This window comes from Kitasatospora sp. cg17-2 (assembly GCF_054031055.1).
The window spans coordinates 5,574,016-5,593,510 of the sequence record NZ_CM132923.1 but is presented as its reverse complement, the minus strand read 5'-3'; the positions used below and the strand labels follow the sequence as shown (position 1 = coordinate 5,593,510).

Below are 19,495 nucleotides of genomic sequence, written 5' to 3'. Positions count from 1 at the left end.
GCCGCCCTTCGAAATATAGGGCCGACCTATAGGACGCGGAGCTGGTTCGGCGACACACCACCGGCCAAGGTGGTGCCACTGGCCGGCGTGGAACACGCCGGCCAGCACTGCACCAGTGCGCACGCATACCTCCCGGAGGACCGCACGATGCACACCCTCGCCCGCTACCGGCACCGCATCGCCCGCCGCCCCAGCACGGTCATCGTCCAGGGCGACACCCTGTGCGACCTGAACTGCTTCTACTGCTACCTGCCGCACCGAAGGCGGCGAACCCCTATGCCGGTACCCGTTTCGGAGGCCGTCGCTCGCTCGATCGCCGAGTTCACCGACACGACCTCGCCACGCCCGGTCGAGGTCGTCTGGCACGCCGGAGAGCCCCTGACCGTAGGTCGGACCAGGCTCGCCGAGCTGCTGGCCCCGTTCGAGCCGCTGCGGCAGGCCGGGTTGGTCGAGCACTCGATACAGACCAACGCGGTGATGATCACCCCGGCATGGTGCGACTTCTTCACCGAGTACGGCTTCCGCATCGGGGTCAGCATCGACGGCCCCGCCGCCCTCAACCGGCATCGCGTGGACCGGTCCGGCCGCCCCGCCTTCGACCGGATCATGAAGGGCATCGGACGGCTGCGCGAGCACGAAGTCCGCTTCTCCGCGATCTCGGTCGTCAGCGCTGAGAGCATCGGTGCCCCGGAGTCACTGCTCGACTTCATGGCCGACCTCGGCTGTCGCTCCGTCGGCTTGAACGTGGAGGAGAGGGAGGGCGTCAATACCGACCGCGCGGTGCCGACCGTCGAACAGGCCCACGAGTTCTGGCGCCGCACCATCGCCTGGTCACGCGCCCACCCTGGCCTGACAGTCCGCGAGGTCGACCGGCTCGGTGCCTACCTGCGAGCCGTCCGCGACGGCCGCCAGGCCGACTGGGACCGCACCCTGATCGACCCGATTCCGACCGTCGCCTCCAACGGCGACGTCGTCCTGCTCTCCCCCGAACTCGCCGGGATCACCGACCCGGCCTACGAGGACTTCCGAGCCGGGAACGTCCTGGAGCAGAGCATCGGCTCCATGCTGGACCGCGCACACCACCTCCGTTACGTGCGCGAGTTCGTGACCGGCCTGGACAAGTGCGAGGCCACCTGCCAGTTCTTCGGCTTCTGCCGAGGAGCCCAAGCCGGCAATCGCTACTTCGAGAACGGCCGCCTGGACACCACCGAGACGAACCACTGCCGCGTGTCCCGGCAGGCCCTGGTCACCGCCCTGTCCGATACCGTCCGTGAGGAGCAAGCCGCATGACCCTGCTCGAACTCCTGGCCACCAGCGACACCGCCGTGATCGCCGACCTCACCGGTGCCGCCGTCGCCGGCCCCAGCGCCGACCCGTTCGACAACCGGCCCACTTGGGACAACACCGGATCGTCGTTCGACAACCGGCCGACCTGGGACAACTGGCCGAACAAGGAATAGCCGAACAGTGCCGGGCCCGCACCGCGCGGTGCGGGCCCGGCACCCCCGAGATGGGAGACCCGTGGACAGCATCACCCTCGGCCGCGTCACCGTGGCCCTGCCGCGCCTGAGCGAACCCGGCCTCTACCTGTCCAATGTCACCACCTTGGAGTCAGCGCGCGGCCTGGTCCAGGACTTCCAGTACGGCGACACCGATCTCCGGGACCTGGACCTCGCCGAGACCCGACTGATCACCGGCCGCGTCACCGGTCTGCGGGCCGACCGCTTCCAGCTCGACCAGGTACGTGTCGACTCCGTCGAGTTCGACAGCTGTGACCTGGCAGCCGCCCGCGTCACCGACAGCAAGCTCTCCCGCGTCGTCTTCCGCAACTGCAGGATCATGGGTGCCAGCATCACCGGCACGGCCCTCGACAACGTCCTTTTCGACAACTGCAAGCTGGACTACTCGGCTTTCGAACAGGTCCGAGCCACCGGTCCGGTCGCCTTCACCAGATGCGTGCTCACAGAGGCTTCCTTCGCCGGCTGCGACCTGACCGGCTCCGTCCTGGACACCTGCACTCTGCGGCTGACCGAGTTCGGCCGCGGCAAGTACCAGGGCCTCGATCTTCGCGGCAACGACCTGACCACCCTTCGCGGCGTCGCCCACCTCGCCAAGGTCGTCATCGACCGTACCCAGCAGGCCGAACTCGCCGAAGCCCTGATCGCCGAACTCGACGTGACCTTCGCAGACACTCTCGACGACCGGTGAACCAGCCCCGGAGGAAACCCGCGTGACCTTCGCCATCGCTCACACCGACCCTGCCGCTCTCATAGCCCGCTGCGACAGCGCCGCCGTTCGCACCACCCACGACGACGTGGACTACGAGCCAGGGGCCGTCCTCCCGGACGGCCCCTGGCGCCCCCTCTCCACCGCCGAGGCCGCCGGCTTCCGCCCCACCGCACAGCACGCCGACAGCACGCTGGTGGAGCTGGTGAAGCTGCCCAACGGCCCGGCCCCAGTGGACAGCCTGGCAAACCTCGCCGACCCGCTGGGCGACCCGGACGCGGTCCACCTCGGCCGGGCCACCAGCGCGGCCGGGACCCTCACCACCACCCCGAACTACCGCGACGGCCGCCGCATCGGCCTCCACGTCGACAACTGGGACCGCCTGCCCTACTCGGCCAAGCACACCGGACGTCGCCGCCTGTGCTTCAACCTTGGCCCCGGCACCCGCTACCTCCTGCTCGGCAACCTCGACATCCGCGCCATCTGCGCCGCGCTCCACATCGAACCCGAGAAGCGATACCCGCACACGGATGACCTACGGGCCTACATCAGCCGCGGACTCCCGCTCCGCGTCTACCGGTTCCGGATCGACCCCGGGGAGGGCTATGTCGCCCCTACCGAGTTGCTGCCCCACGACGGCTCCACCGAGGACCAAGCCGAGCCGTCCACTGCCGCGTTCTGGCTCGGCCACTGGGCACGCGGTGGCCTCCGATCGCTGGTCTGATGCCTGTCGCCCCGAGCCTCGTGTCACCCCACGGCGGTCCGCAGCCAGGGATCCACCGACGCCCTTGCGCCATCGGCGAAGCGCTTCCCCAGCGGGGTCAGCGCGCCGCTGTCGGCCAGCAGATCCACGGCTTCGTCGGTCAGGGCGCGCCAGTGCGCGAAGCGGGCCACGGCCGACTCCGCCCCCCTACCGGCGCGGGTACCCCAGAACGCGGTGACCGCCAAATGCGCGTACACCGCCTGGAACAGTGAGCCGATCGGCCTCGGCGTCAGGCCGAACGCCTCGAACAACCGCGTATCACCCCGGTCGTACAGTTCCTCCCGGTCCAGCACCGCGCCCAGCTTCACGTGCTGGAACTCGTGCACCAACAGCAGCCCCAACGTCTCCGCGCTGCCCGGGCGCGCGATCGCGACCGCGCCGAAGGCCTGGCGGGCAGCCGAACTGACGTCGCGCCCGTCCGATCTCCGCTGCAACGGCGTGACCGTACTCAGCCCGGCCCACAGGCCGGCCGCGTACTCGGGCAGATCACGGTCGAGCAGGTCGGCGGCCCGAGACATATCGTCGCCCCAGCGCAGGTACTCGGCCTCACCCAACCGCTCCTCCACCGGCCACCGGTGCACCCCCCGCTGCGGGTCCACGTCCTCCAGCGCGATCCCCTTCCCGACCCTCCGGACCGCCTGCCAGCGCGGGTCACCCGGACCGGCGACCGCACCGTCATCCGCGCGCGCCGTCCAGCCGCCCCGCCCGCCGGTCACCAACACCTCCCGCACTCCCCCGCCCAGCACCAGCCGCCCCAGCGTCGGCAGGTGCAGCACCCCCTCCCGGACCGGCACCGCCACCGCGTCCCCCCGCCCCGCCCGCACCGCCGCGGCCGCCGCCAGTTCGGCCAGCGTGCCGAGGCCCGCCCCCGGATCGCCGCTCAGCCTCCGGGCCGCCCAGGCCCGGACGTACGGGTGGGCGAACACCGCGTCCACGGCAGCCGGTTCGGCACCGTCCAACTCCGCCAGCAGCTCCCACGCCTCCGAACGCGCCACCCCCGAGGAGCCGTGCACGGCGGCCAGCATCGTGCGGGTGAGCGCCAGTTGGGACCGGGCCAGCGCACGAACCGTCTCCGGACTGCCCAACCCCACCGCGAGTTCTTCCAGTTGCTCGTCCGTGAGCCCCGGCCCCGCGAGATCCACCGGCGGTGCGGCCGGCCGCCGGACAGCCCCCGCCCGGGACGCCAGGCCGTCGATCAGCGCCCGCAGGTCCGCGCAGTACACCGACGGATGGTCGAAGGACCCCTCCCGGTACCGGTGCGCGTACAGCCCGCCCCCGCAGGACCGCACCACCGGGCAGGCACGGCACTCCGCACTGAGCCCGTCCACACCCGACTGCCTCGCGGCCAGGCCCGGGTGCCCGGCCACCTCGTCGAGGCTGTGCCGGAAGACGTCCATGCCGGTCCCCGGCGCGCCGTCGTACGCCGTCTTCAGGCTGTCCGCCTGCTCGTACGTCCCGTCCGTCTCCAGCACCACCAGGTCCACCGGCTCCAGCCCGAGCGCCTCGCTCAGGCCGGGCAGCCCCGACAACGTCCGGTGCACCGAGTCGAAGGTCCGCACGGCGAACGGACGGCCGTCCGCCTCCCACCGCTCGTGCACCGCCAGCAGCCAGTCCGCGTACGGCGTCGCGCCCGCACCGGGCGGGCGTTCCGGCGGGTGCTCCCAGGTGGCGTGCGGGAGCAGGAAGTCCACCGCCGGGGGCTCCAGTTCGGCGAGCGCCCGGTACACGGCCACCGGGTCGTTCGCCACGTCGACGGTGCAGAGCAGCCCTCCGTACAGATGCCGGAACCCCGGTCGGCGCAGCAGCCCGACGGCCCGCAGCACCTGCGGATGGCTGGACCTGCCGTCCGCGAACCGGCGGTGCCGGTCGTTGGCGGCCCGGTCGCCGTCCAGCGAGATGCCGACCCGGATGCCCAGGTCGTCGAACAGCCGGCAGTACGCCTCGTCCAGCCGGACGCCGTTGGTGTGCACCCGCAGGTCCAGCTCGCACACCTCGGGCAGCGACGCCCGCAGCAGCCCGGCCGCCCGTCGGAACACCTCGGGCCCGGCCAGCAACGGTTCACCGCCGTGCAGGACCACCCGGACGGCGGTCAGCCCGTGCGCGGCCGCGTGCTCCCCGATCCGCTCCGCCACCCGCGCCAGCACGGCGTCCCCGACGACCCGCGGTCTGGACCGCCAGCCGGTGTCGGCGTGCTCGTACACGTAGCAGTGGTCGCAGGCGAGGTCGCACCGGCTGTGGACCTTGAGGACGAACTGCGTGATCGGCGGCGGATGAGGGCTCATGACCGGACATTTCCAGCATCCGACGCCCACTAATCACTTCGTCAGACAGCCGAGTTGAAGGAGGCCACCGATCGGGCACCCACACCCGGCAGGGCCAACTCCAGCTGCCGGGCCAGTTCGCCCGGGTCGAGCCTGGCCAGCTCGGCCAGGGCGGGCCGCTCGGCGACCCGGCCCTGCCCGTCCGGTTCCTTCGCGATCTGCGATTCCATTGATCCGCTCCCTGTTCGCTGTCCCGTGGCCGGAGGGGCGAAGCGACCGGCCGTCACACCAGCGGCATTTCGATCTCCACCTCCAGCCACTCGCCGACCCTGATCGCCTCGGCGAGCGGATGGCCCTCGGTCAGGTACGGCAACGCCCTCGCGCGGAAGAGCGTCCTCACCCGCAGTTCGGCCGCCCGCGCCGTCTCACCGACGGCGGTCAGCGCCAGGACGACGTTGGCGGAGGCCGCCAGGACGTCGGGATGGTCCGGCCCGAACCGCTCGGCGAGCAGCGTCGCCGCCGCCTCGGCCTGGGACACCGCCTCGGGGTACCTACCGCTGCGGGCCAGGTCGCTGGCCCGATTGAGCCTGGCCACCCCGACGTACGGGTGACGCTCCCCGAGCACCGCCCCCAGGTCGTCCAGGACGTTCCCGGAGAGCGCCTCGGCCTCCGCGATCTGGCCGGCGCGGCGAAGTGCCACCGCGAAGTTGCCCGCCGCCACACGCTCGGCGGGGTGACCCGTCCCGAGATGGTCGCGGTGGTACAGGTAGGCCTCCTCGGCGAGTTCGACGGCACGTCCGGTGTCCCCGAGCACGCCCAGCACCGAGGCCAGGCTCGCCGCGGCGGAAGCGGCGCCCGGGTGGTCCGGGCCGTGCCGTTCCACCAAGCGCTGGTAGACGTCCTCGGCGTCGATCAGCGCGGTCGGGAGACGGCCCAGCCGACGCAGGACGACACTCCGGTACCGACGGGCGCGCAAGGTCTCGTCGTGGTCCTCGCCGAGCACCTGCCGGCTCCGCCGCACGGCCTTGTCCAGCCGGTCCAGGGCCTCGTCCAGCCGACCCACCTCGCCCAGCACGTGCCCGTAGACGACGCCGCCGAGGATCGTGTACGGGCTGCGCTTGCCGAAGATCTCCAGCTTCCGCAGGTACAGCCCCTCGTGGATGGCCAGGGCCTCGGGGAAGTCCCCCGTCAGCATGATGGAGACGGCCAGGTTGTTCTCCGCCATCAGGGTGCGTGGATGGTCGGTTCCGAGCACCCGCCGCGCGGCGACCAGGGTCCCCTCGTCCAGCTCCCGTGCCTCTTGGTAGCGACCGAGGTGCCGGAGGTCCCCACCCAGGCTGGTGGCGGCCGGAAAGGTGTCCCGGTGCTCCCTCCCCCGCAGGTCCGTCAGCCGGTCGAAGGCGTCCCGGTCGGTCTCGTACGCCTCCCGGACCAGACCCTGGGTGCGTTGGATGTTGCCGAGCTGGACCCGCAGCAGCTGGACCTTGACGTCGGCCTCGACCCCCTGCGATCCCCCCTCGCGCCACCGCGCCAGCACCCGTTCGGCCAGCTCCCGGCCGGCGTCGTGCAGGCTGCGCTGCCACAGGTAGCGGACCGAGTTGACGATCCACTGCCGGACGCCGGGGTCGGTGGAGTCGACCGCCCCCGACGGCCACAGGTGGGGCAGGAGTTCGGCGTACCGGGGCCAGTTGTGCGGCGCGTCCGGGTCGCCGGGGTCGGCGAGGGCCAGCGCGCGGTGCGCCGCGCCGCGGACCCGCGGCCGGTCGGCCTCGCCGACCTGCTCCCGCAGCAGGGCCTGGACGATCCGGTGCACGACCAGCGTGCCCGCCGTGTGGTCGTAGCGGGCGAGGTTGTACTGGTTGACGGTCCGCAGGATCTCGCCGACCGCGAGCCGCTGGTCGGAGGTGCCCGGAGCCAGACCGATCGCCTCGACCACCGGCGGGCTGTAGAGCAGCGAGATCGGGATCGCCTCCGGGCCGAGGAAGCCGCAGACCTCCAGCAGCCGGGCGGCCGGGGCGTTGATCCGGCGCAGGTCGGAGCCGGCGATCCGCCAGGTGGCGGCGGTGGCGACCGTGACGGCGGCCCCCGCCTCGGTGGTGACGTCCTCCTCCGCCGCCACCGCCACCGGCGCCCCCCGCACCGAGCGGTCGAGGATGTCGGTGAGCGTCTCGTCCAGCAGGTCCGCGTACGTGGCCGCCGGCATCGGCGTCTCCTGCAGCCAGGCGGCGGCCTGGCCGACGGCGAGCGGCAGGTCGCCGAGGAGTTCGGCGATCCGCTCGGCGTCGGCCCGCTCGACCCCGGTGTTGAAGTGCCGGACGAGTTCGACGCTCTCCGCCCGGTCGAACACCTCGACCTCGGTGCGGCCCGGGCGGCGCGCCCAGCGCCGGTCGCGGGAGGTGACCAGGACGTGGCCGCCCGGTCCGGCGGCGGGCAGCCAGGGGTCCAGCAGCTCCGGGTCCTCGGCGTTGTCGAAGAGCAGCAGCCAGCGGTGGTACGGCCGGCCGCTGGCCAGCGCGTCGAGGACGGCCCGGGCCGTCCTGGTGACGTCGCCGTCGGTCTCCAGGCCGAGGCCGGGGGCGAGTTCGGCGAGCTTCTGCGGGATCACCGCGGGCTGCTGGGCCGGGACCCACCACAGCACGTCGTAGCCGGCCGCGAAGCGGTGCGCGTACTCGATCGCGGCCTGGGACTTGCCGACCCCGCCGATGCCGTAGAGCACCTGGACGGGCGCGGCGTCGCTGTCGGCCGTGAAGCCGTCGCGGACGGCCTCCAGCAGGCGCATCCGGCCGGTGAAGGTGGGCAGCCGGGGCGGGAGTTCCTGGACCGAGGGCCGGCCGTCCGGGAACCGGGCCGGGTGCGGCACCGCGGTCTCGCCGGTCCCGCCGCTCTCCATCCAGCGCCCGGCGCCGGGCGCCGGGCCGATCAGCTCGAACAGCTGGGCCTCGGCCTGCTCGGCGGAGCCGAGCGCGAGGTCCAGGGCCCGGTGGCCGGAGAACTGCGGCGGCTCCATGCCCTCCGCCCCGCCGATCCGCACGGCGAGCAGGCCGCCGGAGTCGCCGACCGGCGCCTGGCCGGTGAGCCGGCGCCAGATCTCCCGGGCGCGCGGCAGGGCGGTGTACTCGGGGGTGAGCAGGGCGAGCAGCCGGCCGTCGCCGTCCAGCGGTCCGGCGGCCTCGGGCAGCGCGCCGCCGTGCGCCGGGCCGGGATCGAGCGGGACGGCGGCGCTGTGCAGGCTGACCAGGTAACCGAAGCCGCGCAGGGTCTCGGAGATCCACTCGGCCCACACCCGGTCCTTGGGGGCGTAGCTCACGTGCACCTGGCGGGAGCGGGTGCGGCCGGTGCGCAGGTACGCGGCGTACAGCCGACGGCGGGCCAGGTCGGGCAGCGGGCGCAGGGCGCTGACCCGGCCGTCGGTGAGCCAGGCGGCCAGCCGTTCGAAGGCGGCGAGCAGGCTGCGGCCCTGCTGCGGCCGGTCGACGATGGTGGCCGGCACCTCCTCGTAGGCGTAGAACGGCTTGTACGGCACCTCGACGTCGCGCCAGTACTCCGCCCGCCGCTCGGGGCTCAGCCAGCGCTCCAGGTAGGGGTCGAAGGCGTCGTGGGCGAGGTCGCGCCCGGCCGCGAGTCCGGCGCGTTCGGCGTCCTCGACCCGCATCGGGACGGGCAGCACGCGGATCTCGCGCTCGTCGGCGTCGACGATGGCGCGGGCCGCGTCGACGCCGCCGCGGATGCTCTGGGCGCCGAGGGTGAAACAGTCGACGACGGTGTCGGGCATCAGCACGGTGCAGATGCCCGAGGTGTCGCTGACCCCGGTCCTGCTGTCGATCAGCACGTAGTCGTAGCTGCTGGTCCACTGCTCGCGCAGCGCGTACAGGAACTCCGCGCCGCGGATGTCGGCGCGGGTGTAGAAGCTGCGCCAGTTGAAGCTGGTGACGGCGGCCGAGTAGGCGGCGTTCTGCCGGCCGGCGGGCATGAGGTCGAGCTTGCCGCCGTCCGGGAGGTCGAGGGCCAGGCCGCACAGGTACTGCTCCAGCCGGCCGGGCACGGCCAGCCACTCCCGGGGCTCCGGGCCCGGGCCGCGGCGGTCCGGGCCGGGCAGCGCCTCGTCGACGTAGGCCCGGAGCATGTCGATCAGCCCGTCGGTGCCGTGGAGTTCGGGGTCGACCAGCAGCGGGTGGTAGTAGCGGTGCAGGCCGGGGGCTTCCAGGTCCCAGTCGACCACGAGCACGCGCAGGCCCTGACTGGCCAGGATCCAGCCCAGGTTGGCGAGCGCCATGGTGCGGCCGGTGCCGCCCTTGAAGGAGTAGAAGGTGACGACCGTGCCGGTGCCGGGGGTCGCGAGGGCCGCGGACCCGTGGTCCGCGAGGGCGGCGTGCTCAACGCTCATCGGTCCGCTTCTCCTTCACTGGGCGCCCGGTTGGTCAGGGGCACGGTCTCCTCGCGCAGGGTGCCCCTCGGCCCCGGCGCGGCCCCGGTACCGGCTCCCGCTCCGGAGCCCGCCCCCGCTCCGGGGGCGCTCCCCGGGCGCGGGACGGGCGGCCCGGGGGAAACGGGCGGCCCCGGCGGAACGGGCGGCCAGGCCGGGATGGTGAGGCCGGGCATCGGTCGCGGGTCCGGACCGAGCCCGAACTGGGCCCGGGCGGCGACCGGGTCGTCGTCCAGCTGGTCGAGCAGGCGGTTCTGGGCGACGGTCACGGTCGAGAGCAGCTCACGCTCGAATCGTTCCCGCCGGATGTGGATGCGAAAGAGCGGCTCGGGCCCGGAACGGTGCAACCAGGTGCGCGCGAACACCTCGCGCACCCCCTCCCAGAGCCGGGCGCGCGCCGGACCGGCCGGCGGGTCGTCGGTGCTGTCGGGCAGCAGCACGGCGGTGACCGGGTGGTTCTGCCGGTCGAAGTCGCGCAGCGCCTGCCGGAAGGGCTCGGCGCCGGCCGCCCAGGGGTCCACCAGCAGGACGCTGACCTCGTTGTTCTCCCGGGCCCGGTCGAGCGCGTCGGCGAGGTCCGGGCCGACGGTCTCCAGGCTGGTGCTGTGCCCGGCCCGGGTGATCACCTGTTGGGCCTGGACCGCCAACGAAGGCAGCCGGGGCGGGTGGTACGGCGCCCAGTCGCGCGGGTGCGGCCCGTACCAGCCGCCCTGGTAGGGCCCGTCCGGGCCGCCCGTACCGCCCGGCCCGCCGTTCGCCTCGGAGCGCTGCGCCGGGAACCGGTCGCCGTTGACCGCACCGGCCCCGCCGACCGGGGCGGGCGGGTCGCCGGCCCGCCGGGCGGCGACGAAGAGCCGGACCAGGCTGCTGCGGACCGCGACCGGGGCGACCTCCTCCACCGGGAAGCAGCCCTCCACCTGCCCGAGGTCGAGGTCCCGCAGCTCGGCGACCCGCCAGGTGGCGGCCTCCCGGATCCGCTCGGCGATCACCCGCACCACCTTGCGGTACGCGGTGCCCTGCGGGTCGGTCCGCAGCAGGTGGCGCAGCCCGCCGGTGGCGTACTCGGCGCCGAAGTCGTGCTGGAGGTACTGGATCCGCCGGACCTCGGCGGGCAGGTCCTCGGGCGGCGGCTCCCACAGGACGGGGATCAGGGCCGGGACGCTCTCCCCGGTCTGCTCCTCGTGGCGCCGCGTCCGGCGGTCGAAGGCGGTCCACTCCTTGCCGCAGTACGGGCTGGCGAAGTAGGCGGGCGAGTAGAGGGCGACCATGGTGCGGCTGGCGCCGAGCATCCGGGAGAGCTGCCGCTCCCAGTCGTCGCCGATCCGGAGGCGTTCGGTGTCCCGGTAGGCGAGTTCGCCCGGACCGGCCTCGGGCTCGATCCGCGCCAGTTCGTCCCGCAGGTCGGTGAAGAACTGGTCGACGAAGGCACCCCCGGCCAGGTGGTCCCGCCGCGCGTAGCTGAAGAAGAAGTACGGCCGCACCCAACTACCCCCCACCGAGCCGGTGAACGACCCCACCTTACTGGCGGGCTGACACAAGGTCAGCCGGTGCGCGGAGGAAGGTGTCGTGGTGTCGTCACAAGTACGACCCGGCGGGGCTACGGGCCTGGTCGGAGGCGTGCTGCCACGGCCCGGACCGAGGCGCGCGCGGGCACGTCCGGACCCGGCGCGCGGGCACCGCCCTGCGGGACTCGCGGGCACGGCCCGGCCGGACTCACGGGCAGAGCCGCTCCACCCGCCAGCCCGCCGGGGCAGCCGGGTCGACGAGGAAGCGCAGCCGGTCGTGCAGCCGGTTCTCCCGCCCCTGCCAGAACTCCACGCTCTCCGGCACCACCCGGTACCCGCCCCAGAACGGCGGCACCGGCACCCCCTCGCCCTCCGGGTAGCGCCGCTCCAGCTCCGCGTAGCGCTGCTCCAGCACCTCGCGCGAGGCGACCGGGCTGGACTGCTCGCTGGCCCAGGCGCCGAGCTGGGAGCCGTGCGGGCGGGTGCGGAAGTAGGCGGCGGTCTCGTCCCGGCCGACCTTCTCCACCCGGCCCTGGACGATCACCTGGCGGGCCAGCGCGATCCACGGGAAGAGCAGCGCCGCATGCGGGTTGACGGCGAGTTCGGCGCCCTTGCGGGAGCCGTAGTTGGTGAAGAAGACGAAGCCCCGGGCGTCGAACCCCTTGAGCAGCACCGTGCGCGAGCTGGGCCGTCCCTCGGCGTCGGCGGTGGAGAGCACCATCGCGTTGGGCTCCACCACCCCGGCCTCGTCCGCGTCGTGGAACCACCGGGTGAACTGGCCCATCGGCTCGGCGGCGAGGCCCTCCTCGACCAGGCCCTCGTGCGTGTAGTGCTTGCGCATCACGGCGAGGTCCGGTCCGGGTCGGGCCTCGTCGGCCAGGATCCGGGTGGCGGGGGGCAGGGGCGTCGACTGGGCGCGGTCCGGGGTCTGCACGTCAACATCATCCCGTACGACAAGCAACCGGCACCGCTACCTCCGGACAAACCCCGGTGGGAGATAAGGTGACTCGCCACCGCTTGGCCGCCCGTCGTACGGTGATTTGTCCTGAACCGCACCCTTGGTTCCGGAGATTTCCCGGGCACGACCGGCCCTCGGGCGAAAAGTCAAGCGGGCCCCAGGGAAACATCACCACGGTGGTGTATGGCGCAATGCACCCCGTGCCTGTCACCCTGGCACCGAGTGCCAACCACCATTCGGTCACGGGTGTGCCTCCCCACCACGGAGGTCCGCCGATCGCAGAACTGAAGGAGCCGTGCATGTCCGACTTCGTACCCGGGCTCGAAGGCGTCGTCGCTTTCGAGAGCGAGATCGCCGAACCCGACCGTGAAGGCGGCGCCCTGCGGTACCGAGGCGTCGACATCGACGACCTGGTTGGCAATGTCTCCTTCGGTCACGTCTGGGGCCTGCTGGTCGACGGCAAGTTCAACCCCGGCCTGCCGGCCGCCGAGCCGTTCCCGATCCCGGTGCACTCCGGCGACATCCGGGTCGACGTGCAGTCCGCCCTCGCCATGCTCGCGCCGGTCTGGGGCCTCAAGCCGCTGCTCGACATCGACGCCGAGCAGGCCCGCGACGACCTCGCCCGCGCCGCCGTCATGGCGCTGTCGTACGTCGCCCAGTCCGCCCGCGGCCAGGGCCTGCCGATGGTCCCGCAGAGCGAGATCGACAAGGCCGAGACCGTGGTCGAGCGGTTCATGATCCGCTGGCGCGGCGAGCCGGACCCGAAGCACGTCAAGGCCATCGACGCCTACTGGACCTCCGCCGCCGAGCACGGCATGAACGCCTCCACGTTCACCGCCCGGGTCATCGCCTCCACCGGCGCCGATGTCGCGGCCGCCCTGTCCGGCGCCGTCGGCGCGATGTCCGGCCCGCTGCACGGCGGCGCGCCGTCCCGCGTGCTCGGCATGATCGAGGAGATCGAGCGCACCGGCGACGCCACCGCCTGGGTCAAGAACGCCCTGGACAAGGGCGAGCGCCTGATGGGCTTCGGCCACCGCGTCTACCGCGCCGAGGACCCGCGCGCCCGCGTGCTGCGCCGCACCGCCAAGGAGCTCGGCGCGCCGCGCTTCGAGGTCGCCGAGGCGCTGGAGAAGGCCGCGCTGGAGGAGCTGCACAACCGCCGCCCCGACCGCGTGCTGGCCACCAACGTCGAGTTCTGGGCCGCCATCATGCTGGACTTCGCCGAGGTCCCGGCGCACATGTTCACCTCGATGTTCACCTGCGCCCGGACGGCCGGCTGGTCGGCGCACATCCTGGAGCAGAAGCGCACCGGACGCCTCGTGCGCCCCGCCGCGCGCTACATCGGCCCCGGCCCGCGCAGCCCCCGCGACATCGAGGGCTTCGAGGCCATCGGCGGCTGACAGCCCCGTCGCAGCTCCCCCGACAGCGGGTCCGGATACCGACCGGACCCGCTGTTTCCGCAGCTCGCGGGCGGGTCGGAGGCATCTCAGCGGGCGGACGGGCGTCGAACCGCGGGCGCCCCGGCCGGTAGGCTGCGGCGCGTGGCTCAGATCCAGATCCCCGCTGACATCAAGCCCGCCGACGGCCGTTTCGGCTGTGGCCCCTCCAAGGTGCGCCCCGAGGCCCTGAGTGCCCTCGCCGCCACCGAGACCTCCCTGCTCGGCACCTCCCACCGCCAGGCCCCGGTGAAGAACCTGGTCAAGCGTGTGCGCGAGGGCGTGAGCAGCCTGTTCTCCCTGCCCGAGGGATACCAGGTGGTACTCGGCAACGGCGGGTCCACCGCCTTCTGGGACATCGCGGCCTTCGGCCTGGTACGCGAGAAGTCCCAGCACCTCGACTTCGGCGAGTTCTCCTCCAAGTTCGCCTCCTCCGTGAAGGCCGCGCCCTGGCTGGCCGAGCCGAGCGTGATCAAGACCGCGCCCGGCACCCACCCGCTGCCGGTCGCCGAGGCCGGTGTGGACGTCTACGGCCTCACCCACAACGAGACCTCCACCGGCGTCGCGATGCCGATCGCCCGCCCGGCCGGCGCCGACCAGGGCTCGCTGGTGCTGGTCGACGCCACCTCGGGCGCCGGCGGCCTGCCGGTGGACATCACCGAGACGGACGTCTACTACTTCGCCCCGCAGAAGTCCTTCGCCTCCGAGGGCGGCCTGTGGCTGGCGTCGTTCTCCCCGGCCGCCCTGGAGCGCGCCGCCGAGATCGCCGGCTCCGGCCGGTACATCCCGCCGTTCTTCGACCTGCCGACGGCCATCGACAACTCGTCGAAGGACCAGACGTACAACACCCCCTCCATCGCCACCCTGTTCCTGCTGGCCGACCAGCTGGAATGGCTGAACGGCAACGGCGGGCTCGACTGGGCTGTCGCCCGTACGGCTGATTCCTCGTCCCGGCTGTACGGCTGGGCCGAGAAGTCCTCGTTCGCCAATCCGTTCGTGGCGAACCCGGCCGAGCGCTCCCAGGTCGTCGGCACGATCGACTTCGACGACTCGGTGGACGCCGCCGCGGTCGCCAAGGCGCTGCGCGCCAATGGCATCGTCGACACCGAGCCGTACCGCAAGCTCGGCCGCAACCAGCTGCGGGTCGCGATGTTCCCGGCGATCGAGCCGGCCGACGTCGAGGCGCTCACGGTCTGCATCGACCACGTGGTCGAGCGGCTCTGACCCCGAGCACCCGGCCGGGCGGCTCCGACCGGCCGCACCCGCACAAGTGAAGGGCCACCGCCTCCGGGCGGTGGCCCTTTTCCGTTCCCCTCTTCCGTTCCGCCGGCCCCGGCGGCTACCGGTTGAGAAGGGAGCTGGCCAGCACGATCACCAGCAGCAGGACGAGCGCGCCGGTCACGATTCGCATGCGAGTCTTGGGATCCACGGTCAACGAGAGTACCCCCGCACGGTTCGGGCTCAGACGCCGAGGTTGGATCCGCCGCTGGCGTCGAGGTTCTGGCCGGTGACCCAGCGGGCGTCGTCCGAGGCCAGGAAGGCCACCACGTCCGCCACGTCGGCCGGCTCGGCGACCCGGTCGAAGACCGAGTACGAGGACGCCCGGGCCCGCGCCGACGGGTCCGCCAGCCAGGGATTGATGTCGGTGGCCACGATGCCCGGCAGCACCGCGTTGACGGTGATCCCGCGCGGCCCCAGCTCCTGGGCGAGGGTCAGCGTCAGGGTGTTCAGCGCCCCCTTGGTCATCGCGTAGGCGACGGCCTCCGGGAACGCCACCCGGGTGACGCCCGAGGAGACGTTGACGATCCGCCCGCCGTCGCGCAGCCGGTCCAGGCCGTGCCGGACGACGAAGAACGGCGCCCGCGCGTTGACGGCGAAGACCCGGTCGTAGGCGGCCTCGTCCACCTCGTGGATCCGCCCCGGCTGCCCGATCCCGGCGTTGTTCACCAGGATGTCCAGCCCGTGGCCGCCGTCGTACCCGGCCAGCCCGGCGTCGAAGGCGGCCCAGAGCGCCTCGGCGTCCCCGGGCACCCCCAGCTCGGCGACGACCGCGAAGGCCCGGCCGCCGTCCCGCTCGATCTCCTTCGCCGTCCGTCCGGCCGCCTCCGGGTCCCGCCCGTGCACCGCGACCAGCGCGCCCTCGCAGGCCAGCCGCTCGGCGATGCCCCGTCCGATGCCCCGGCTGCCGCCCGTCACCAGCGCCGTCCTCCCGGTCAACCTCGACATGACCGCCCCCTTCTTCCGGGCGCCGGCCGTCCGGCGGCACCCATTTCTGTAGTGATCACTAATGAAAGGACCGTAGCACGGTTTCTGTAGTGGGCGATATAGAATCGGCGCATGGCCACCACCACCGCGAAGCGCGGCCGCCCGCGCTCCTTCGACCGCGAGGCCGCCCTGGAGCAGGCCCTGCGGCTCTTCTGGGAACGCGGCTACGAGGCGACCTCGGTCGCCGACCTCACCACCGCGATGGGCATCCGCCCGCCGAGCCTCTACGCGGCCTTCGGCGACAAGAGCGCCCTCTTCGGCGAGGTGGTCGACCGGTACCGGGAGGGCCACGGCGCCTACGCGACCCGCGCGCTCGCCGAGGAGCCGACCGCCCGGGCCGGCGTCGCCCGGATGCTGCGCGAGGCCGCCGCCATGGCGACCGACCCCGAGCACCCGTGGGGCTGCCTGCTGATCAGCTCGACCGTCAACTGCACCTCGCCCGAGGTGACAGGGGCCGTGCGGGAGCTGCGCAACGCCAACGTCCGCGCCCTGGAATCACTGATCCGCGCCGACGTCGCGGCCGGTCACGAGCCCGCCGGGACGGACCCGGCGGCCCTGGCGCAGTTCACCGCCGCCGTGGTCCAGGGCATGTCGCAGCGCGCCCGCGACGGCGCGACCCGCGCCGAACTGGAGCGGGTCGCGGCGGACGCCATGCGGATCTGGCCCTGACCGGACCTCCCCCACCGGCTTCTCCCGCCCCGCCCGCTCAGTCCTCCCAGCGGGCCAGCGGCCAGGAGGCCAGCGAGCCGTAGTGGGCGAAGCCGCCGCCCTGCTCGCTCTGCATCAGATGCAGCTCGGCGGCCTGCCACTCCGGCCCGCGGTACCCCTCCAGGGCCCGCGCCAGCCCGTCCAGCTCCGCCGCGGCCGCCCGCTGCGCCGCGCGCCGCTGCCCCCGCGAGGACCCGGCCCTGGCCAGCGTCAGATGGGGGTGGAAGCTGAACGCGTCCGCCTCGCCGGCCAGCTCCGCGGTGGCCCCGGCGACCGCCTCGGCCAGCCCGCGCAGTGCCCATGTCCGGCCCTCCACCCCGGCCCAGAGCACCTTGTCGCCGAACCGGCCGGACCCGGCCAGCCGCAACGGGTGCGCCGGATTCACCGCCGCCACCGCCGCCAGCCCGGCCGACAGCTCCGGCACCCGCTCGGCCGGCACCTCGCCGAGGAACGCCAGGGTCAGGTGCCAGCCCTCGACCGCCGTCCAGCGCAGCCGGTCCGCCCCGGGCAGGTCGCGCACCGGCGCCACCGCGTCGACCAGGTCCTGCAACGCCTCCGCCGGAGGCAGTACCGCCACGAAGAGCCTCATGGGGACATCTTCCACCGGCCGACGGTTTGGACTAGAACGGTTTTCATGAAGATCCGCAACGGGGGCCCCGAAGACATCCCCGAGATCCTGTCCCTGCTCGACGGCGCCGTGGAGTGGCTGGCCGCCCAGGGCCGCACCCGCCAGTGGGGCGAGCACTCCTTCAGCGGCACCCCGGCCCGGGTCGAGCACATCGGCAAGTACGGCCGGGAGCCGTTCCTGATCCGGCTCGCGGTCGACGAGGAGGGCCGCGCCGTCGGCTCCTGCGTGCTGTCCGAGGAGCGGCCCGAGTACGCCACCCCGGTGGACGGGCCCGAGCTGTACATCCGCAACCTGGTGACCGACCGGACCCGCAAGGGCTCCGGCATCGGCGCCGCGCTGATCGCCGACGCCCTCGACGAGGCGCGCCGGCGCGGCATCGGCCTGCTGCGGGTGGACTGCTTCGCCGGCGGCGACCGCAAGCTGGTCGGCCAGTACCGGGCGCTCGGCTTCACCGAGACCGAGTCCTTCGAGGTCGAGCAGCCGGCCGGGCTCTGGCAGGGGCAGATCCTGGCGATCCGGCTCTGACGGGGCCCTGACCGGCGCCGACAGGCCCTGACGAGTCCTGGCCGGCGCCGACCGGCCGTCGGCCCCGGAGCGCCGTCCGACGCTCCGGGGCCGACCCGCTCGTGGCGGGCCAGACCTGTCGTGAGTATGCCTGACGTACCGTCAGCAGGCGGTGGCCAGAGCCGGCTTGACGCCCGCCGTCGGCCTCGGCACCAGGGCGACGATGCGGCCGCCGCGCCCCGGGTGCAGGTCGAGACGCAGCCGCAGCTCCGCGCTGCGGGCCAGCACCAGACCGACCGCGGTGGCCGCCAGCGCCGAGACCAGGCCGCAGGCCAGCAGCCCCAGCCGGGGCCCGTACGAGGCGGTGACCCAGCCCACGATCGGCGCCCCGATCGGCGTTCCGCCGGTGAAGACCAGCACCAGCAGGCCCATCACCCGGCCGCGCATCGCGGGCTCGGTGCCCAGCTGCAGGGCGGCGTTGACCGAGGTGTTGAAGCTCAGCCCGAACACCCCGATCAGGGTGAGCAGCAGCGCGAAGGTCCAGTAGCCGGGCGCGAACGCCGCCAGCACCTCCAGCGCGCCGAAGCCGAGGGCGGCGCCGACGAGTCTGCGCAGCCTGGGCGCGCCCCGGCGGGCCGCGATCAGGGCCCCGGCCAGCGAACCGACCGCCATCGCGGTGTTCAGCAGGCCGTACTGCCCGGCGCCGACGTGGAAGTCCGTGGCGAAACCGGACAGCAGCGTCGGGAAGTTGAAGCCGAAGGTGCCGATGAAGCCGGCCAGCACCATCGGCCAGAACAGCTCCGGCCGCTCCTTGACGTACCGCAGCCCCTCCCGCAACTGCCCCTTCTCACGGGCGATCGGCTCGGTCGGGCGCAGTTCGCTCTCGCGCATGGCGAGCAGTCCGCCGATGACGGCGGCGAAGGACAGCGCGTTCACCGCGAACGCCCAGCCGCTGCCGACCGCGGCGATCAGCAGGCCCGCGACGGCGGGGCCGACCAGCCGGGCGGTCTGGAAGTTGGCGGCGTTCAGGCTGACCGCGTTGGCGAGGTGCTTCGGGCCGACCATCTCGGAGACGAAGGCCTGCCGGGCCGGGTTGTCGACCACGGTGACCAGACCGAGCAGCAGGGCGAAGGCGTAGACGTAGTACGGCGTCACGACGCCGGCCACGGTCAGCACGGCGAGGCCGGCGGCCAGCAGGCCCATCGCGCCCTGGGTGGCGATCAGCAGCTTGCGCTTGGGCAGCCGGTCGGCGAGCACTCCGCCGAAGAGACCGAGCAGCAGCATCGGGAGGAACTGCATCGCGGTGGTGATGCCGACCGCGAGCGGGCTGCCGGTGAGGCTCAGGACCAGCCAGTCCTGGGCGATGCGCTGCATCCAGGTCCCGGTGTTGGACACCACCTGGCCGGCGAAGTAGTAGCGGTAGTTGCGAACGCTCAGTGAGCTGAACATCCCCCCGGGCCGGGTGAACCGGGCTCCGGTCGGCGAATCCGCCGTCCTCGGGGACGTGGCCGCGCGGCTGCGGCCGGGAGCGGCGGGGTCCTCCGCCGCGGTGCGTTCGTCGGGGTCGTCGTCGCCGTTGCCCGGCAGCCCCGTCGGGGCGGGTGCCTGGGTGTCGGCGGCCGCGGCGCTCGCCGCGGCGGTGTCGGTGGTCTGCTCGTCGGTCCGGATACGGGTGGCGGCTGCGGTGGCGGCGGCCGGCGGTGTCACAGTGGTCTCCCCTCGCGGCGCGGCGGCCGGTGCTCCGGCCGTCGCGCTCCTGGTGTCTGTCCTCGGTCCTGCGGTAATGCGGTTCTCCTTCGTCCTCCGGCGGCTACCGGA

Annotated in this window: 16 protein-coding genes; 8 read left to right on the top strand and 8 right to left on the bottom strand. The window is 73.3% G+C overall.

The genetic code is table 11. The features are described 5' to 3' along the window. The first annotated feature begins 147 nt into the window (after positions 1-147). The 4 genes from amcB to ACW14Y_RS23545 all read left to right on the top strand — a co-directional run bounded on the left by amcB (position 148) and on the right by ACW14Y_RS23545 (position 2,950). Positions 148-1,290 carry a cyclophane-forming radical SAM peptide maturase AmcB gene (amcB, locus tag ACW14Y_RS23560; RefSeq protein WP_456983381.1) on the top strand — a complete coding sequence of 381 codons (1,143 nt, stop codon included), beginning with the start codon at positions 148-150 and terminating at the stop codon, positions 1,288-1,290. Next, positions 1,287-1,460 (top strand): multiple cyclophane-containing RiPP AmcA, encoded by a 174-nt coding sequence (gene amcA, locus ACW14Y_RS23555; protein ID WP_375995634.1) that lies wholly within the window; start codon positions 1,287-1,289, stop codon positions 1,458-1,460. The genes amcB and amcA overlap by 4 nt, the downstream gene beginning before the upstream one ends. 61 nt (positions 1,461-1,521) lie before the next feature. Then, positions 1,522-2,208 (top strand): pentapeptide repeat-containing protein, encoded by a 687-nt coding sequence (locus ACW14Y_RS23550; RefSeq protein ID WP_380391833.1) that lies wholly within the window; start codon positions 1,522-1,524, stop codon positions 2,206-2,208. Positions 2,209-2,230: 22 nt separating this feature from the next. Further along, a complete protein-coding gene (locus ACW14Y_RS23545) occupies positions 2,231-2,950 on the top strand; it encodes a hypothetical protein (RefSeq protein WP_380391837.1) in 720 nt (239 codons plus the stop codon). Positions 2,951-2,973: 23 nt separating this feature from the next. On the opposite strand, the gene ACW14Y_RS23540 is transcribed toward ACW14Y_RS23545, so the two are convergent. The 5 genes from ACW14Y_RS23540 to pdxH form a co-directional block, all read right to left on the bottom strand. After that, positions 2,974-5,271 (bottom strand): FxsB family cyclophane-forming radical SAM/SPASM peptide maturase, encoded by a 2,298-nt coding sequence (locus tag ACW14Y_RS23540; protein WP_456983378.1) that lies wholly within the window; start codon positions 5,269-5,271, stop codon positions 2,974-2,976. Between the two features lie 41 nt (positions 5,272-5,312). Further along, positions 5,313-5,480, bottom strand: a complete 168-nt coding sequence (locus tag ACW14Y_RS23535; RefSeq protein ID WP_456983376.1) for a hypothetical protein — start codon at positions 5,478-5,480, stop codon at positions 5,313-5,315. Positions 5,481-5,533: 53 nt separating this feature from the next. After that, a complete protein-coding gene (fxsT, locus tag ACW14Y_RS23530; protein ID WP_456983374.1) occupies positions 5,534-9,634 on the bottom strand; it encodes an FxSxx-COOH system tetratricopeptide repeat protein in 4,101 nt (1,366 codons plus the stop codon). Next, positions 9,631-11,154, bottom strand: a complete 1,524-nt coding sequence (locus ACW14Y_RS23525; RefSeq protein ID WP_456983372.1) for a TIR-like protein FxsC — start codon at positions 11,152-11,154, stop codon at positions 9,631-9,633. Before ACW14Y_RS23525 ends, fxsT begins: the two co-directional genes overlap by 4 nt. Positions 11,155-11,386: 232 nt before the next feature. Beyond that, positions 11,387-12,019 carry a pyridoxamine 5'-phosphate oxidase gene (gene pdxH, locus ACW14Y_RS23520; protein WP_380307132.1) on the bottom strand — a complete coding sequence of 211 codons (633 nt, stop codon included), beginning with the start codon at positions 12,017-12,019 and terminating at the stop codon, positions 11,387-11,389. 416 nt (positions 12,020-12,435) lie between these two features. On the opposite strand from pdxH, the gene ACW14Y_RS23515 reads away from it, so the two are divergent. Both ACW14Y_RS23515 and serC read left to right on the top strand, forming a co-directional pair. Continuing rightward, positions 12,436-13,536: a citrate synthase 2 gene (locus tag ACW14Y_RS23515; RefSeq protein WP_030393571.1), complete on the top strand. Its 1,101-nt coding sequence runs from the start codon at positions 12,436-12,438 to the stop codon at positions 13,534-13,536. A gap of 141 nt (positions 13,537-13,677) precedes the next feature. After that, a complete protein-coding gene (gene serC / locus ACW14Y_RS23510) occupies positions 13,678-14,796 on the top strand; it encodes a phosphoserine transaminase (protein WP_380385382.1) in 1,119 nt (372 codons plus the stop codon). A 237-nt stretch (positions 14,797-15,033) separates the two neighbouring features. On the opposite strand, the gene ACW14Y_RS23505 is transcribed toward serC, so the two are convergent. Then, positions 15,034-15,798, bottom strand: coding sequence for an SDR family NAD(P)-dependent oxidoreductase (locus ACW14Y_RS23505; RefSeq protein WP_456983369.1), 765 nt, complete (start codon positions 15,796-15,798; stop codon positions 15,034-15,036). Between the two features lie 111 nt (positions 15,799-15,909). On the opposite strand from ACW14Y_RS23505, the gene ACW14Y_RS23500 reads away from it, so the two are divergent. Continuing rightward, positions 15,910-16,506: a TetR/AcrR family transcriptional regulator gene (locus ACW14Y_RS23500; protein ID WP_380385379.1), complete on the top strand. Its 597-nt coding sequence runs from the start codon at positions 15,910-15,912 to the stop codon at positions 16,504-16,506. Between the two features lie 37 nt (positions 16,507-16,543). Here the strand turns inward: ACW14Y_RS23500 and thpR are convergent, their stop codons facing one another. After that, positions 16,544-17,134 (bottom strand): 2'-5' RNA ligase family protein, encoded by a 591-nt coding sequence (gene thpR / locus ACW14Y_RS23495; protein ID WP_456983366.1) that lies wholly within the window; start codon positions 17,132-17,134, stop codon positions 16,544-16,546. A gap of 45 nt (positions 17,135-17,179) precedes the next feature. Between thpR and ACW14Y_RS23490 the strand changes: the two genes are divergently transcribed. Beyond that, a complete protein-coding gene (locus tag ACW14Y_RS23490; RefSeq protein WP_380306827.1) occupies positions 17,180-17,698 on the top strand; it encodes a GNAT family N-acetyltransferase in 519 nt (172 codons plus the stop codon). 141 nt (positions 17,699-17,839) lie between these two features. Here ACW14Y_RS23490 and ACW14Y_RS23485 read toward each other — a convergent pair whose 3' ends face one another. Continuing rightward, entirely contained in the window at positions 17,840-19,384 is a 1,545-nt protein-coding gene (locus ACW14Y_RS23485) for an MFS transporter (RefSeq protein WP_419931239.1), read from the bottom strand. Between the last annotated feature and the right edge of the window lie 111 nt (positions 19,385-19,495).

Bases quoted from the DNA above. Each gene is read 5' to 3' on its own strand.
- amcB (WP_456983381.1), top strand. From the start codon at position 148: ATGCACACCCTCGCCCGCTACCGGCACCGCATCGCCCGCCGCCCCAGC.
- amcA (WP_375995634.1), top strand. From the start codon at position 1,287: ATGACCCTGCTCGAACTCCTGGCCACCAGCGACACCGCCGTGATCGCC.
- ACW14Y_RS23540 (WP_456983378.1), bottom strand. From the start codon at position 5,271: ATGAGCCCTCATCCGCCGCCGATCACGCAGTTCGTCCTCAAGGTCCAC.
- ACW14Y_RS23535 (WP_456983376.1), bottom strand. From the start codon at position 5,480: ATGGAATCGCAGATCGCGAAGGAACCGGACGGGCAGGGCCGGGTCGCC.
- fxsT (WP_456983374.1), bottom strand. From the start codon at position 9,634: ATGAGCGTTGAGCACGCCGCCCTCGCGGACCACGGGTCCGCGGCCCTC.
- pdxH (WP_380307132.1), bottom strand. From the start codon at position 12,019: ATGCGCAAGCACTACACGCACGAGGGCCTGGTCGAGGAGGGCCTCGCC.
- ACW14Y_RS23515 (WP_030393571.1), top strand. From the start codon at position 12,436: ATGTCCGACTTCGTACCCGGGCTCGAAGGCGTCGTCGCTTTCGAGAGC.
- ACW14Y_RS23505 (WP_456983369.1), bottom strand. From the start codon at position 15,798: ATGTCGAGGTTGACCGGGAGGACGGCGCTGGTGACGGGCGGCAGCCGG.
- ACW14Y_RS23500 (WP_380385379.1), top strand. From the start codon at position 15,910: ATGGCCACCACCACCGCGAAGCGCGGCCGCCCGCGCTCCTTCGACCGC.
- thpR (WP_456983366.1), bottom strand. From the start codon at position 17,134: ATGAGGCTCTTCGTGGCGGTACTGCCTCCGGCGGAGGCGTTGCAGGAC.
- ACW14Y_RS23490 (WP_380306827.1), top strand. From the start codon at position 17,180: ATGAAGATCCGCAACGGGGGCCCCGAAGACATCCCCGAGATCCTGTCC.